The 15,412-nt window shown below is 67.8% G+C and carries 14 protein-coding genes and 1 pseudogene; 3 read left to right on the top strand and 12 right to left on the bottom strand.

Features of this window, described 5'->3' with window-relative positions; translation table 11 throughout:
- Positions 1 to 224: 224 nt before the first annotated feature.
- The 5 genes from D3874_RS24405 to D3874_RS24385 all read right to left on the bottom strand — a co-directional run bounded on the left by D3874_RS24405 (position 225) and on the right by D3874_RS24385 (position 5,816).
- A complete protein-coding gene (locus D3874_RS24405; RefSeq protein ID WP_233560145.1) occupies positions 225 to 1,670 on the bottom strand; it encodes a gamma-aminobutyraldehyde dehydrogenase in 1,446 nt (481 codons plus the stop codon).
- A gap of 34 nt (positions 1,671 to 1,704) precedes the next feature.
- Complete coding sequence (locus tag D3874_RS24400) at positions 1,705 to 2,499, bottom strand: ABC transporter permease (RefSeq protein WP_119781887.1); 795 nt, start codon at positions 2,497 to 2,499, stop codon at positions 1,705 to 1,707.
- Entirely contained in the window at positions 2,489 to 3,430 is a 942-nt protein-coding gene (locus tag D3874_RS24395) for an ABC transporter permease (protein WP_233560143.1), read from the bottom strand. The genes D3874_RS24400 and D3874_RS24395 overlap by 11 nt, the downstream gene beginning before the upstream one ends.
- 184 nt (positions 3,431 to 3,614) lie before the next feature.
- Positions 3,615 to 4,637, bottom strand: a complete 1,023-nt coding sequence (locus D3874_RS24390) for an ABC transporter ATP-binding protein (RefSeq protein WP_119781883.1) — start codon at positions 4,635 to 4,637, stop codon at positions 3,615 to 3,617.
- 138 nt (positions 4,638 to 4,775) lie between these two features.
- On the bottom strand, positions 4,776 to 5,816 hold the full coding sequence (locus tag D3874_RS24385; protein ID WP_233560142.1) for an ABC transporter substrate-binding protein: 1,041 nt from the start codon (positions 5,814 to 5,816) through the stop codon (positions 4,776 to 4,778).
- A gap of 301 nt (positions 5,817 to 6,117) precedes the next feature.
- Here D3874_RS24385 and D3874_RS24380 point away from each other — a divergent pair, with 301 nt between their 5' ends.
- A complete protein-coding gene (locus tag D3874_RS24380) occupies positions 6,118 to 6,321 on the top strand; it encodes a hypothetical protein (protein WP_119781879.1) in 204 nt (67 codons plus the stop codon).
- Positions 6,322 to 6,354: 33 nt separating this feature from the next.
- Complete coding sequence (locus D3874_RS24375; protein WP_147385848.1) at positions 6,355 to 7,488, top strand: radical SAM protein; 1,134 nt, start codon at positions 6,355 to 6,357, stop codon at positions 7,486 to 7,488.
- 144 nt (positions 7,489 to 7,632) lie between these two features.
- On the opposite strand, the gene dnaJ is transcribed toward D3874_RS24375, so the two are convergent.
- From dnaJ to D3874_RS24350, 5 genes are all read right to left on the bottom strand, one after another.
- Positions 7,633 to 8,772, bottom strand: a complete 1,140-nt coding sequence (gene dnaJ, locus D3874_RS24370; RefSeq protein ID WP_119781875.1) for a molecular chaperone DnaJ — start codon at positions 8,770 to 8,772, stop codon at positions 7,633 to 7,635.
- 67 nt (positions 8,773 to 8,839) lie between these two features.
- Entirely contained in the window at positions 8,840 to 10,777 is a 1,938-nt protein-coding gene (dnaK, locus tag D3874_RS24365; RefSeq protein WP_119781873.1) for a molecular chaperone DnaK, read from the bottom strand.
- A gap of 244 nt (positions 10,778 to 11,021) precedes the next feature.
- Positions 11,022 to 11,486 carry a tRNA (N6-threonylcarbamoyladenosine(37)-N6)-methyltransferase TrmO gene (tsaA, locus tag D3874_RS24360; protein WP_119781871.1) on the bottom strand — a complete coding sequence of 155 codons (465 nt, stop codon included), beginning with the start codon at positions 11,484 to 11,486 and terminating at the stop codon, positions 11,022 to 11,024.
- A 10-nt stretch (positions 11,487 to 11,496) separates the two neighbouring features.
- Positions 11,497 to 12,135 (bottom strand): copper chaperone PCu(A)C, encoded by a 639-nt coding sequence (locus D3874_RS24355; protein WP_199699243.1) that lies wholly within the window; start codon positions 12,133 to 12,135, stop codon positions 11,497 to 11,499.
- Positions 12,136 to 12,199: 64 nt separating this feature from the next.
- Positions 12,200 to 12,649, bottom strand: coding sequence for a DUF2946 family protein (locus D3874_RS24350; RefSeq protein ID WP_119781869.1), 450 nt, complete (start codon positions 12,647 to 12,649; stop codon positions 12,200 to 12,202).
- Between the two features lie 343 nt (positions 12,650 to 12,992).
- Here D3874_RS24350 and D3874_RS32240 point away from each other — a divergent pair, with 343 nt between their 5' ends.
- Positions 12,993 to 13,637 carry a response regulator gene (locus D3874_RS32240; protein WP_119781867.1) on the top strand — a complete coding sequence of 215 codons (645 nt, stop codon included), beginning with the start codon at positions 12,993 to 12,995 and terminating at the stop codon, positions 13,635 to 13,637.
- On the opposite strand, the gene D3874_RS32235 is transcribed toward D3874_RS32240, so the two are convergent.
- Entirely contained in the window at positions 13,600 to 13,929 is a 330-nt protein-coding gene (locus D3874_RS32235; protein ID WP_408899999.1) for a DNA-binding transcriptional response regulator, read from the bottom strand. The two genes, D3874_RS32240 and D3874_RS32235, sit on opposite strands and share 38 nt — an antisense overlap.
- Positions 13,930 to 14,045: 116 nt before the next feature.
- Positions 14,046 to 14,813: pseudogene (locus D3874_RS32230) on the bottom strand (sensor histidine kinase); the annotation flags it as partial.
- Between the last annotated feature and the right edge of the window lie 599 nt (positions 14,814 to 15,412).

The raw sequence follows: 15,412 nt of genomic DNA, 5'->3' as shown, positions 1-15,412 counted from the left end.
CTCCCTTCCGAGTAGCCGCGTTTTACGCTCACTACCTCCACCAGGGGCATCGGCGGTGCAACTTCGCCTGGGCTCGCCGAAGCTGGCCTAAAGCCGACGCGCTCGTTTCTGACGAGACTGCACGCCTCGGCCGCTTGACCAAGGCACAGCATCCCAACCAGGGAAATCACCACAAACCGTTTCAGCATCGTCCGATGGTAGGCGTGCAATACCGAAGGATCAACCTACCCGTGCTTCACCATCACGTGCCGGACCACGGTGTAGTCCTCCAGGGCGTAGAGCGACATGTCCTTGCCGTAGCCGGACTGTTTCACGCCGCCGTGGGGCATTTCGTTGGTCAGCGCGAAGTGGCAGTTGATCCAGGTGCAGCCATATTGCAGCCGGGCCGCGGTGGCCATGGCGCGGCCGACGTCGCGGGTCCAGACCGAGGAGGCCAGGCCATAGTCGGAATCATTGGCCCAGCCCACCGCCTGGTCGGCATCCTCGAAGCGGGTGACCGAGACCACCGGGCCGAAGACCTCGCGGCGCACGATCTCGTCGGCCTGGGTGGTGCCGGCGACCACCGTCGGCTCGAAGAAGAAGCCGCCGCCACCCACCGGCTTGCCGCCGGTGGCGATCTTGATGTGCTTTTGCTCCGCCGCCCGCTCGACGAAGGAGGCGACGCGGTCGCGCTGGCGGGCCGAGATCAGGGGCCCCACCTCGTTGTCGGCGTCGCTGGCCTGGTTGTACCTGATGGTGGAAACCGCGCCGGCAAGATCGGCCACCAGCCGGTCGTGGATCTTGGGCCCGGCATAGATGCGGCAGGCGGCGGTGCAGTCCTGGCCCGCGTTGTAGAAGCCGAAGACCTTGATGCCCTCGACCACCGCTTCCAGGTCGGCATCGTCGAACACGATCACCGGCGCCTTGCCGCCCAGTTCCAGGTGGGTGCGCTTCACCGTCTTGGCAGCGGCGGTCAGCACTTTCTTGCCCGTCGCGATATCGCCGGTGAGCGAGACCATGGCGACCTTGGGGTGGTTGATCAGGAAATTGCCCACGCTCTCGCCCCGGCCCAGCACGATGTTGATGACGCCGGGCGGCAGGATCTCCGCCACCACCTGGGCCAGCAGCAGGGTGGTCAGCGGCGTCTGCTCTGACGGCTTCAGCACCACCGTGTTGCCGCCGGCCAGCGCCGGGCACAGTTTCCAGCCCGCCATCATCAAGGGGTAGTTCCACGGCGCGATCGAGGCGACGACGCCCACCGCATCGCGTCTGATCATCGAGGTGTAACCAGCCAGATATTCACCGGCCGCCAGTCCCGGCAGGCAGCGCGCGGCGCCGGCGAAGAAGCGGAAGCAGTCGGCCACCGCCGGGATTTCGTCGCCCAGCACGTTCTTGTAGGGCTTGCCGCAGTTGAGTGCCTCGAGCGTCGCGAAATCCGTCGCCCGCGCCTCGATCGCATCGGCGATGCGCAACAGATAGCCGGCGCGTTCGCCCGGCGTGGTGCGCGACCAGCTCGTGAATGCCTTGGCCGCGGCGGCCACCGCGGCATCGATCTGATCCTCCGAGGCTTCGGGAATGCGGGCGACGATCTTGCCGGTCTTGGGATCGAAGATCGGCTCTTCCGTCTCGGTACCCTTGGCGAAGCTGCCGCCGATCAGCATCTCCATCGGCAGGTTGGCGGTGATCGACATGGCTGTTCCTCCAGGCATTATTTTTGGGCAGGCATTATTTTTGCGCCGGCGTCTCGCGGGTCAGGTAGTAGGCGGCCAGGATGGGCAGGAAGGTGACGGCGATGACGAACACCGCCACCACATTGGTCACCGGGCGCTGGCGCGGGCGCACCAGTTCCGACAGCATCCAGATCGGCAGGGTCGACTGCTGGCCGGCGGTGAAGGTGGTGACGATCACCTCGTCGAAGGACAGGGCGAAGGCCAGCATGCCGCCGGCCAGCAGGGCCGTGGCGATATTGGGCAGCACGACATGGCGGAAGGTCTGGAAGCCGTTGGCGCCCAGGTCCATCGAGGCCTCGACCAGGCTGCCCGACAGGCGGCGGAAGCGCGCCACCGCATTGTTGTAGACCACGACGATGCAGAAGGTGGCGTGGCCCAGCACGATGGTCAGCACCGAGAAATCGAGCTCCATCAGGTTGAAGGCCGAGCGCAGGGCGATGCCGGTGACGATGCCGGGCAGGGCGATGGGCAGGATCACCAGGAGCGACACCGCCTCGCGCCCGAAGAACTGCCGGCGCGCCAGGGCGGCGGCGACCAGCGTGCCCAGCACCAGGGCGATCGCGGTCGAGAGTGCCGCGATGCGCAGGGAGAGACCGATGGCATCCCAGATGTCCTGCCGCGCCCAGGCGACCGCGAACCATTTGAGCGTCAGGTCCGGCGGCGGGAACTGGTAGCTCTTGTCCTCGGTCGTGAAGGCATAGAGGAAGACGAAGAACAGCGGCACATGCAGGAAGGCGAGGCCGCCGAACGCCGCCGCCTTCAACCCGAACGAGGTGCGGTCAGAGCGCATCGAAGGCCCCCATCCGCTTGGCCACCGTCAGGTAGATCCCCATGATCACGATCGGCACCACGGTGAAGGCCGCGGCCAGCGGGATATTGCCGGCCGTGCCCTGCTGGGTCAGCACCGCCTGGCCGATGAAGAGGGAGGAGCCGCCGACGATCTGCGGGATGATGTAATCCCCCAGGGTCAGCGAGAAGGTGAAGATCGAGCCGGCGATCATCCCCGGCAGGGCCAGGGGGAAGATCACGTTGCGGAAGGTCTGCTTCGGGCTGGCGCCCAGGTCTTCCGAGGCCTCGATCAGGTTGCCCGGCACCCGTTCGAGTGCTGCCTGCAGGGGCAGGATCATGTAGGGCAGCCAGACATAGGTGAAGACCAGGAAGGTGCCGATATAGCTGGTCGACAGGCTGGGCCCGCCCACCACCGGCAGGGCAAGCACACCGTCCAGCAGGAAATCGAGCCCCAGCGTATGGGCGAACCACGAGACGATGCCTTCCTTGGCCAGGATCAGCTTCCAGGCATAGACCTTGACCAGGTAGCTCGACCACAGCGGCATCATCACCGCGAGGTAGAAGAACGCCTTGGCCCGGCCGCTGGCGTAACGCGCGGCGTAGTAGGCGATGGGAAAGGCGATGATGCACGAGGCGATGGTGACCGCCGTCGCCATCCCCGCGGTGCGCAGCACGATGTCCATGTTGGCGAGCTGGAACAACTGGCCATAGGTCGCGAGCGTCAGCGTCCGGTCGATCAGGCCTGAAAATTCGTCGATCGAGAAAAAGCTCTGCGCCAGCAGGGCGAACAGGCTGCCCAGATAGACGATGCCCAGCCACATCAGGGGCGGGATAAGCAGCAGGCTGAGGTAGAGCCCCGGATGGCGGACCAGGAGATCCGACAGCCGGCCCAGCAGGCCGTCGCGCGGCGCGGGCAAGGCGGCGGCGGTCACGACAAGCCTCCCCAAACTCCCTCTCCGCCGCTCGCGGGGGAGAGGGAAGGGGCCCATTGCGCCAGCAATGGGAAGGGTGAGGTGGTCGAGGGGACGGATCTCGCCCCGTGACGACCACCCACCTCACCCCACCCTCTCCCCCCTGAAGGGCGGAGAGGGCTACGTGGCATCAACAGCATGGCCATCACACCCCCTCCATCGCCCACAACGCAGACCGGGGGAAGGTGAGACTGACGGCGTCCCCCGGCGCAATCCCTTGGGCCTCGACCGCCGGCACGCTGGCGACCAGGCGGTTGCCCGCGAACTCGCCGCCCAGGGCGACCAGCAGACGGCGGGCGGCGCCCTGGTATTGGACGTCCTCGACCGTGCCCCGGGCGCTGAGGTGGCCGTCGCGGGCGGGGCCGACATGGATCGCCTCGGGCCGCAGGGAGCAGGCGGCGTTCGGCCCGCCCAGCCTGGCCGCGAGCGCCGCCCCCAGCACGTTGGAGGAGCCGACGAAGCGGGCGACGAAGGGCGCCTGGGGGCGCTCGTAGATGTCCTGGGGCGGGCCGACCTGGACGATGCGGCCCTCGTTGAACACCGCCACCCGGTCGGACATGGACAGGGCCTCGCCCTGGTCGTGGGTGACGAAGACGAAGGTGGTGCCGAGCTGGCGTTGCAGGGCCTTGAGCTCGACCTGCATTTCCTCGCGCAGTTTGAGGTCGAGCGCGCCCAAGGGCTCGTCGAGCAGGAGCACGCGCGGCTCGTTCACCAGGGCGCGGGCCAGCGCCACGCGCTGGCGCTGGCCGCCCGAGAGCTGGGCCGGGCGGCGCTCGCCAAGGCTGGCCAGTTTCACCAGGGCCAGGGCCTCGCGCGCCCTGGCCAGGCGCGGCGCCTTGGCGATACCCTTCACCATCATGCCGTAGGCGACATTGTCGGCCACGCTCATGTGCGGGAACAGGGCATAGTCCTGGAACACGGTGTTCACCGCGCGGCGGTAGGGCGGCATGCCGGCGCTGGGCTGGCCGAAGATCTCGATCTCGCCGCTGCTGGGCTGCTCGAAGCCGGCGATCAGGCGCAGGCAGGTGGTCTTGCCCGAGCCGGACGGCCCCAGCATGGAAAAGAATTCGCCGGCGGCGATCTCGAGGTCGACCCCGTCCACGGCGCGCACGCTGCCGAAATGGCGCGAGACGGCGCGAAAGCGAACGGCGACGGGCGCGGCGGTCATGCTTACCTCAAATAAACCTGGGGCGTCATCCCGGAAGCCGCGTCGGCGGCTATCCGGGATCTCGTCGGGGTTACACTGGTCAAAAGATCCCGGATCTGCGCTGCGCTTCGTCCGGGATGACGACTTTTGCTTTAAGTCTCAGCGACCGCCGAGCACGGCGATGTAGTCCGTGACCCAGCGGTAGTAGGGCACGCAGGCTTCCTGGGTCTTGCACTTGGAAACCGGGGTGCGCCAGAAGTGGATCTTGTCGAAGTTGCCCTCGCCATTGGTGGCGCAGCCGGTATCGGTCAGCAGGGCATTGCCCTTGCACGCCGCCAGCACCACCGGCACCGAGCCGAACCAGGCCGCCAGGTCGCCCTGAAGCTTGGGACTCAGCGAGTGTTCCATCCACAGATAGGCGCAATTGGGATGCTCGGCGTCCACATGCATCATGGTCGTGTCGGCCCAGCCGGTGGCGCCTTCGGCCGGCACGGTCGAGGCGACCGGCTTGCTCTGCGAGGCCAGCAGGTTGACCTGGAACGGCCAGGACGAGGAGGCGACCACGCCTTCATTGTTGAAGTCGTCGACCTGGATCATCGCGTCATGCCAATAGCGGCTGACCAGGGTCTTCTGCTGGCGCAGCAGGTCGAGGGCCGCCTTGTACTGGTCCTCGGTCAGCTCGTAGGGATCCTTGATGCCCAGGTCGGGCTTCTTGGCCATCAGGTACAGGGCCGCGTCGGCGATATAGATCGGGCCGTCGAAGGCCTGGATGCGGCCCTTGTTGGGCTTGCCGTCCGGCAGGTCCATCGGCTCGAACACCACGTCCCAGGACTTGGGCGCCTCCTTGAACACGGTGGTGTTGTACATCAGCACGTTGGAGCCCCACTGGTAGGGCACGCCATAATGCTTGCCGTCCACCGTGTGCCAGGGCGCATCGGCCAGGCGCGGGTCGATGGTCTTCCACGACGGGATCAGCTTGGTGTTGATCTCCTGGACCTTCTTGCCCGAGATCATGCGCAGGGAAGCATCGCCCGAGGCGGTGACCAGGTCGAAGCCGCCTTCGTTCATCAGGGCGACCATTTCGTCGGAGGTGCCGGCGGTCTTCACCCGCACCTTGCAGCCGCTGGCCTTCTCGAACTCGGTGACCCAGTCATAGCCCTTGTCGGTCTCGCCGCGTTCGATATAGCCGGGCCAGGCCACGATATCGACGAACCCTTCGCCCTTGCCGACCTTGGTGATCGGCCCGGCGGCGCCCGCGGCCCCGGCAAGGCACCCAGGATCGCCATGGTACAGGCGGCGACCAGCAGCTTCTTCATGGCCTCATCCCCCGACGCTTTGCGTCATTTTACCGTCGCGGGCCCTGCGCCCTCGACCCTGGGGAGAAGTATGGCGACGGTTTTCCACACTTCGCCAATTCAAAAATCAGAAATATGAAATCGGAATTTCCGAAACACGCTCAGTTCTTGACTGGCCACCTCCCCCATCCGACATTAGATGAGCCATGACCGAGAATGTCGAAAACCTGATCCTGGAACATCTCCGCCACCTGCGCGGGATGATGGACAACATGCGTGTGGACATTCTTGAGATAAAAGAACGATTGGGAATCCTTGAGCGCCAGTACGCTTCGATTTCCAACCGCGTGGACCGGATGGACGTGCGCCTCGATCATATCGAGCGTCGCCTTGGTCTCGTCGAGGCCTGACGCGGCTCCTGACAATCTCATGGTTTCGTGATCATGGCCTTGCCCGCAAGTGCCCTTGCTATTGCCCCGACCAGCCCCGCCGATCAGGCGGCGCTGAATGCCGCCTATGGCCGGCTGGCGCAGGCAGCGCATCTGCTGCCGATCAAGGTTACCGGCTTCTACAAGGCCAAGCTCGAGGCGGAACTGGCCGCCCTGGGCCATACCGACGGCCCGCTGCACCGGATCGTCTATCCCAGCCGTGAACGCATGACCGACCGGGCACCGGGCGAGGTGGCCGATTTCGTCGACGACCGCGCCAACATGGCCGCCGCGGGCCGGCGGGCGATCGTGCAGAAATATGCCGACCGGGTGCTGTTCCTGGCGACACCGGTCTGCGCCGCCCATTGCCAATACTGCTTCCGCCAGGACGTGCTGACCCAGATGCACGGGGAAGACCCGGTCGACCTGGACGACAGGCTGGCCGCCCTGGTCGAGCATGTCGAGCGCGACCCGGCGATCACCGAGGTGATCCTCTCGGGCGGCGACCCGCTGACCCTGTCGCCGGCGGCGCTGGAGCGGGTGCTCACCCGCCTGCGCGCCCTGCCCCAGCTGAGTTCGATCCGCGTCCACACCCGCGCCCTGGTATTCGCGCCGCAGTTTTTCGCCCATGGCGACAAGGCGGCGATCCTGGCCCGGGCCGATGTCCGCCTGGTCCACCACATCGCCCATCCTTACGAGATCTGCGGCGAGGTGGCGGCAGCGCTCCGGCACCTGAACGCCCTGGGCCTGCGCAACTACAACCAGTTCCCGGCCTTGCGCGGCATCAACGACGATGCGGGACTGCTGGCATTCCATATCCGCCGGCTCGACGAGTTGCGCGTGCGCAACATCTCGATCTTCGCGCCCGACCCGATCAACTATTCGGCCGCCTTCCGCTTAGGCCTCGACCGCCTGTTTGCGATCCACGACCGGCTTTCGGCGAGCACGCCCAGTTGGATCAACGCCACGGCACTGACCTTCGATTCACCGCAAGGCAAGTTCCGCCGGGAACACCTGGTGTCCCGCGACCGCGCGGCGGGCACCGCCCTGTTCCGCCATCGCGGCCAGGACATTCTCTACCACGACCTGCCGGCCGCGCTCGATGCGCCCGGCGATCCGGCCGTCATGTTGTGGCAGGGGATGGTGTAACCGCCCCGGGCTCACACCAATCCTTCGCGTCATCCCGCGCAGGCGGGGATCCACGGCAGTGGCGATACGGGTCTGTTCCAGTATTCCACGACAGTGGATCCCCGCCTGCGCGGGGATGACGAATTGATGAGGAAACGACCCAACCTATTCGGTCAGGTCGTTCCAGAGTTCCTTCACCTTGGCGAAGAAGCCCTCGGACTCGGGGCTGGTGCCCTTGCCACCGGCCTTTTCGAACTCCTTGAGGAGGTCTTTCTGCTTCGCGGACAGGTTCACCGGCGTCTCGACCACCGCGTTGATGTAGAGGTCGCCGAAGGCGCCGCCGCGCAGCGCCGGCATGCCCTTGGCCTTCAGGCGGAACTGGCGGCCGGTCTGGGTGCCGGCGGGGATCGCGACCCGCGCCCTGGTGCCGTCGATGGTCGGCACTTCGATGTTGCCGCCCAGGGTCGCGGTGACCATGGGGATGGGCACGCGGCAGAACAGGTTGCCGCCGTCGCGCCGGAACAGGGCATGGGGCGCCACGGTCAGGAAGATGTAGAGATCGCCCGGCGGCCCGCCGCGCAGGCCGGCCTCGCCCTCGCCCGACAGGCGGATGCGGGTGCCGTCCTCCACCCCCTGCGGGATGTTGACCGACAGGGTCTTGTCCTTGGCGACGCGGCCATGGCCGCCGCACACCTTGCACGGATCCTTGATCACCCGGCCCGAGCCCTGGCAGGTCGGGCAGGTCCGCTCGACCGTGAAGAAGCCCTGGGCCGCGCGCACCTTGCCGGCACCGTTGCAGGTGCCGCAGGTGGTGGGCTTGGAGCCGGGCGCAGCACCAGCGCCGTCGCAGGCCTCGCAGGAAATGGTCGAGGGCACGCGGATCTGCGTCTTCTTGCCCTTGAACGCCTCCTCGAGGCTGATCTCCATGTTGTAGCGCAGGTCCGAGCCGCGGGTGGCGCTGTTGCCGCCACGCTGGCCGCCCCGGCCCATGAATTCGCCGAACAGGTCGTCGAAGACATCGGCGAAGGACGAGCCGAAGTCGAAGCCCCGCGCGCCGCCGCCAGGGCCCCCGCCCGGACCCTCGAAGGCGGCGTGACCATAGCGGTCATACGCGGCGCGCTTCTCGTCGTCCGACAGGACCGAGTAGGCCTCGTTCATTTCCTTGAATTTTTTCTCGGCTTCCGCGTCCCCGGGGTTTTTGTCCGGGTGCCATTTCATGGCCATCTTGCGGAAGGCTTTTTTGATCTCGTCGCCCGAGGCGCCGCGCGCCACGCCGAGGAGTTCGTAATAATCGGTCTTCGCCATGGCGGACTCCCAATCGTCCGGCTACCCGGCCGGTGTGAAGACACCGGCCGGGCCATCCGTCATGACCTCAGTTGGCGGACTTCTTCTTGTTCTCGTCGACTTCCTCGAAGTCGGCGTCGACAACGTCCGGCCCATCGTTGGCCGGGCCGCCGGCCGACGGGCCGGCATCGCCGCCGCCCGCCGCCTGGGCCTTCTCGGCTTCCGCCTTGTAGATCGCCTCGCCGACCTTCATGGCCGCCTGGGCCAGGGCCTCGGTCTTGGCCTTGATCGCCTCGGCGTCGTCATTGGCGACCACGCCGCGCAGGTCGGCGATGGCGGTCTCGACCGCCGACTTCTCGGCTGTGCCCACCTTGTCGCCATGCTCGGCGATGTTGCGCTCGGTCGAGTGGATCAGGGCCTCGGCGTGGTTGCGCGCCTCGACCAGTTCCTTGCGCTTCTTGTCCTCGGCCGCATTGGCCTCGGCATCCTTCACCATCTTCTCGATGTCGGCGTCGGACAGGCCACCGGAGGCCTGGATGCGGATCTGCTGCTCCTTGCCGGTGCCCTTGTCCTTGGCCGAAACCTGGACGATGCCGTTGGCGTCGATGTCGAAGGTCACCTCGATCTGGGGAATGCCGCGCGGCGCCGGCGGAATGCCCATCAGGTCGAACTGGCCCAGCATCTTGTTGTCGGCGGCCATCTCGCGCTCGCCCTGGAAGACCCGGATGGTGACCGCGTTCTGGTTGTCGTCGGCGGTCGAGAAGGTCTGGCTCTTCTTGGTCGGGATCGTGGTGTTACGCTCGATCAGGCGGGTGAAGACACCGCCCAGGGTCTCGATGCCCAGGGACAGCGGGGTCACGTCGAGGAGGAGCACGTCACGCACGTCGCCCTGCAGCACGCCGGCCTGGATCGCGGCGCCCATGGCCACGACTTCGTCCGGGTTCACGCCCTTGTGGGGTTCCTTGCCGAAGAAGCTCTTCACGATCTCCTGGATCTTGGGCATGCGGGTCATGCCGCCGACCAGGACCACTTCGTCGATCTGGCCGGCCGACAGGCCGGCATCGCTCAGCGCCTTGCGGCACGGCTCGACCGTGCGCTGCACCAGGTCGTCGACCAGGGCCTCGAACTTGGCCCGGGTCAGGCGCAGGGTCAGGTGCTTCGGGCCCGTGGCGTCGGCGGTGATGAAGGGCAGGTTGATTTCGGTCTGGACCGCCGAGGACAGTTCGATCTTGGCCTTCTCGGCCGCTTCCTTCAGGCGCTGCAGGGCCAGCTTGTCCTTGCGCAGGTCGATGCCGCCCTGTTCGCGCTTGAACTCGTCGGCCAGGTAGTCGACCAGGCGCATGTCGAAGTCTTCGCCACCCAGGAAGGTGTCGCCATTGGTCGACTTCACCTCGAACACGCCGTCGCCGATTTCCAGCACGGACACGTCGAAGGTGCCGCCGCCCAGGTCATAGACGGCGATGGTCTTGCCGTCCTGCTTGTCGAGGCCATAGGCCAGCGCCGCCGCGGTCGGCTCATTGATGATGCGCAGGACTTCAAGGCCCGCAATGCGCCCGGCGTCCTTGGTCGCCTGGCGCTGGGCGTCGTTGAAATAGGCGGGAACGGTGATCACCGCCTGGGTGACAGTCTCGCCCAGGAACGATTCGGCGGTTTCCTTCATCTTCTGCAGGATGAAGGCGGAAACCTGGCTGGGGCTGTACTTGGCTCCGCGGATATCGACCCAGGCGTCGCCGTTGTCGGCCTTGACGATCGAATAGGGCACCATGCCCTTGTCCTTCTGGGTCATCGGGTCGGCGAAGGAGCGGCCGATCAGGCGCTTGATCGCGAACAGCGTGCCTTCGGGATTGGTGACACCCTGGCGCTTCGCGGCCTGGCCGACCAGACGCTCGCCATCGGGAGTAAAAGCCACCATCGACGGCGTGGTGCGCGCGCCTTCGGCATTCTCGATCACCTTGGGCTTGGCGCCCTCCATGATGGCGATGCAGGAATTCGTCGTCCCAAGGTCAATACCGATTACCTTGCCCATATCTCTCTCCTTTTCGGCAGGCGTCGACGGCCCGTCCGGCACCGGCAACACCCCCTGACTTCTCCGGGGATTGAGCGACAGGGGCTAAAACCCCTGTCACGCTGGGGCTTATATAGGGCCCCGTCCTGCGGCCCGCAACGCCCCGATAGCGGCCAGCAACGATGGCCATGACGAAATGTCACGGGCAAGGCGACCGCCACGGGGAAATGGGGCGGCCGGCTCGGGGCGTCAACCCTGCCGGCGATCACTCGGGCAGGGGGGTGAACTGGCAGCGGTCGGGCTTCAGGTCGACCAGCGGCGTGCCGTCGAGGCAGTCGAGGCCCCGGACCTCGAGGCCGGACGGGGTGCGCCCGACCAGGGCGACGAGCGAACTGCCGATCGGGTTGGGCCGGACGGGCGAGCGCAGGGCGAAGGTGCCCCGCGTCCGCCCGTCGCTGGCCGGGCTCTGCCGCACCAGGTCGCGGCGCGCCTGGTGCAGCCAGTAGAGGACCTCGATCCGCTCGTACTGCTCGATGCCGTCGAGCGCCGGCAGCCACAGCGGGTGGAGCTCGATCCGGCAGACCGGGCCGTCGAGGCGCCCCTGGCGGGGACAGTCCGGCCGGGCGGTCCAGGGGGTGCGGATGGTGCCGATGAAGAGCAGGCCGGCATCGGTCGCGGCGGGCAGCTCGACCGCGACCTCGTTGGGCCGGATATCGCTCGATCGGACCACGGCCGCCCCCTCAGTTGTGCTTGTGCTCCGCCTCGCCGCCGGCGGCGCCCGCCGGGCCGACGACGAACTTCACCTCGACGGTGCCGGCCTTCTCGAAGCTCAGAGTCGCCAGGAAGGGTTCGCCTTCCTTCAGCGGGTGCTTCAACCCGATGAACATCAGATGGATGGCGCCGGGCTTGAGCTCGACCGCCCCCTTGGCCGGCACGACCAGGCCGTCGGTCAGTTCCTTCATGCTGGACATGCCGTCGGCGCTCATCGCCATCTCGTGGATCTGGACCTTCTCGGCGATGTCGCTGCTGACTAAGACCAGGCGATCGGGCGTATCGCCCTTGTTCTCGATGGTGAAATAGCCGCCGCCCACCGTGGCGGCCCCGGGCGTCGCCCGGGACCAGGGATGGAGGATTTCCAGCGGGCCCAGCTCGTATTCATGGGCCTGGGCCAGGCTGGCGAAGCCCATCAGCAGGGCCAGGACGGCGGCGAAGCGCGAGAGCATGTTCATGGCGATACCTTGCATCAACGAATGGCGGGTTTGAAGGCGCGGCAGCACGAACAGCCCGGCATGGAAGCGCCAGCGCCGGATGGCGCGGCGGAAGGCCCCGGTCGAACGGGCGATCGCGCCCGTCGCCGGCCCGGCAACGATTTCAGTCATGGAGGTAACCCTTAAGGCTGATGCGAGAGCGCGGGCAGGGCCACGCGCGACGGTTTTCGCGAAATCAGGCCGAAAGGGTCGGGGGTGCGCGAGGCTGGGCGCCAAGGCGTGGCGTGGCCGGCAGGATCGTCCCGCCGACGGCGACCCAGGGCGACAAGGCCATCGCGACGGGGATGGGTGGCACGCCAAGAGCGGGTGGCGGGCCCAGCAGGTTCTGATGGGCCAGGGCCTGGCACAGGGCGCAGTCGCGCGGCACCGGCGGCTGCTTGTGTTCGGGGGGCTTGACCTTGCCCGTCTCGTCGAGCGCGACCAGGCTGGCCAGCGGCACCACCTGATAGCCATAGAGCGTGCAGATCACCACCGACATGCCGTCGCCGCCGGTCTTGGCGGCCATGGCCATCGCCGCATGATGCCAGGCCGGCACCAGCGCCTGCAACAGGATCGCCAGCGCCGCCAGCCAGGCGCCCAGGCGCCGGCGCGGCAGGTTTCCAGCGATGGCAGGGCTGCGGCTCATGACTTTAGCTTTAGGCCCGGCAACCGGCCGGCGCAACCGGCCGGCCGATGGCTGCGACAATCGGCCGGGCGAGCGCGCCCGCACCCTCAATCGTCATGACCGGGCTTGTCCCGGTCATCCACGTCGGCAAGCTGCCTTTTCCGTCGACGGATGTGGCTCGTCTCGACGTGGATGCCCGGCACAAGGCCGGGCATGACGATCAAAAGTGGTTCCAAGGTTCCCGAGAACAGCCAGTTTCAAAATTCCCGACAGCCATGTGCCTTCACCGGGCCGCGGGAGACCGCGTTATCCAGGGGCCGGTTTCGTGTAATCATCAAGGGTGGGGAAGCGGGGATGGCCGGGCATGGACGACGGGGCGCTGACGATTCTGGTCGCCGACGACCACACCCTGTTTCGCGACGGGCTGCGCCAGGTGCTGATCCAGTTCGACCCACGGGCCCGGGTGGTCGAGGCGGCGAGCCTGGCCACCGTCTGCGCCGCGCTGCGCGCCGAACCCGCCATCGCCCTGTGCCTGATCGACCTGCACATGCCGGGCATGGCCGGGCCCGAAAGCCTGGAGGTCATCCGGGCGGTGGCGCCCCGCACCCCCTTGCTGGTGATCAGCGGCGACGACACCCCGGCCCAGATCGAGGCCGTCCGTGCCCACGGCGCCGCCGGCTTCGTCGCCAAGACCGCGTCGATCCCCGCCCTGCTGGACGCCTTGCAGGCCGTGCTGGACGGCGAAGCCTGCTTTCCCCAGACCCCGGTCGTGCCGCCGCCGGGCGGCCACCGCCTGACCGAGCGGCAGGTGGCGATCCTGCGCCTGATGGCCCAGGGCGCCAGCAACAAGGAAATCGCCAACAGCCTCGGCATCGCCCTGCAGACGGTGAAGAATCACGGCGCCACCATCCTGCGCCTGCTCAACGCCCGCAACCGCACCGCGGCGGTGCAGGCGGCAATGCGCCTGGGGCTTATCGGGGCGCCGCCGGGGCCAGCAGGGCCGCCGTAACCTTGGCCAGCTCGTCGGGGTCGACCGGCTTGTGCAGCACCGGCCAGGCCTGGCCGTGCAGGCTGCGCAGGCGCTGCGGCCCGGTGTCGCCGGTGACGATGATCGCGGCCAGCGGCGTCGCCTGGCGCCGCGCCACTTCGTCGATGACATCGTCGCCGGTGACGTCGTCGGCCAGACGATAATCGGCGATGACCAGGTCGGCGGCGCCGCCCAGCCGCTCCAGGGCCGGGCCGAGGCCGTCGGTGGTTTCGGCATGGGCGGTCTTGAGGCCCCAGCCCTCGAGCAGGGCCACGGTCGCCAGGGCCACCGCCCGGTCGTCCTCGACCACCAGCACCCGGGCACCCGGGGAATGGCATGGGCGCGGTCCGGCAGCGGCAGCGCCAAGGCCGGGGCGCAGGCCGGCAGGGTGACGCGAAAGACACTGCCCCGGCCGGGGATCGAGCGGAAGGCAAGGTCGTGGCCCAACAGGCCGCACAGGCGCTTGACGATGGCCAGGCCCAGCCCCAACCCGCCTTGCCGGTCGGACGAGCGCCCGCGCAGGCTGAAGAATTCCTGGAAGATTTCCTGCTCGTGCTCGGGTGCGATGCCGATGCCGGTATCCCAGACCTCGACCAACACCTGGTCGCCGCGCCGGCGCGTGCCGATCAGCACGCCGCCCTCGCTGGTGTAACTCAAGGCATTCTCGATCAGGTTGCGCAGCAGGCGGCCCAGCAGGGTGGGATCGCTCAGCACCCAGGCCTCGGTCGGGCGCAGGGACAGGCGCAGGCCGCGCTCGTCGGCAAGGCTGGCGAAGGCATCGGCCGCCTGGGCCAGCAAGGGGCCCAGCGCCAGGGGCGCCGACACCGGCTGCACCGTACCGGCGTCGAGGCGCGAGATGTCGAGCAGGGTGTCGAGCAGGCCGCGCAGGCCGGCCAGGGACTCGCGCACCCGGGCGACCAGGGCCGCAGATTCATGGTCCAGCGGGCGCGCCGCCAGGGTCTCGACAAACAGGCGCAGGGCATGGACGGGCTGGCGCAGGTCGTGGCTGGCCGAGGCGAGGAAGCGGGTCTTGGCCTGGGCCGAGCGCTGCGCCTCGTCCAGGGCGCGGCGGGTCTGGGCCAGGGCATCGCTGAGCGAGGCGACCAGGGCCTGGTTGGTGAAGCGTAGGGCAAAGGACTCGCGCACCTGGGCGTTCATCCGCCGGCCGACATTGAGCAGCACCAAGAGATAGACCAGCAGCATCAAGGCCATCTCGTTCGAGGTCGGGATGTCCGAGAGCCAGAACTGCCCGGCCAGGATGCCCAGCGCCGGTACGACGGCGACCGGGATCGCGCGGTAGCGCGGGCTGAGCGTGATGGTCGCCGCCGCACACATGCCGCCGACCACGAAGGCGATGGCGACCTCGAGCTCGTAGTGCCCCGGGGCCTGGAGCAGGGTGGCCGCGCTGCCCCACATCACGCCGTTGAGCGCGACCAGGGCCAGATAGGCCCGCTCCCAGCCCGGCAGGGCCGCGTCGGGCGGCGCCACGGCGGTGAAGCGCCGCACCATGGCCAGGCGCATCAGGCCCACCGCCATGATTCCCGCCGCCCACAGCACAACCGCGCCATGGGGCGCGAAATCCCAGGCCATGGCCCCGGTCAGGCCGATCAGCAGGATATGGGTGAAGCCCGGCTGGGCATTGCCGAACATGGCGCGGATCTGCGCGGCGGCGAGCACCGCGGGATCGATATCCGCCGGGCCGGCCCTCTCCGCTTGCGCACCCGGCATCATGATCGGCAGATCCCCCGTTTCCGGCG

Source organism: Oleomonas cavernae, assembly GCF_003590945.1.
Taxonomy (GTDB): domain Bacteria; phylum Pseudomonadota; class Alphaproteobacteria; order Zavarziniales; family Zavarziniaceae; genus Zavarzinia; species Zavarzinia cavernae.
This window is presented reverse-complemented; position numbering and strand designations above follow the sequence as displayed.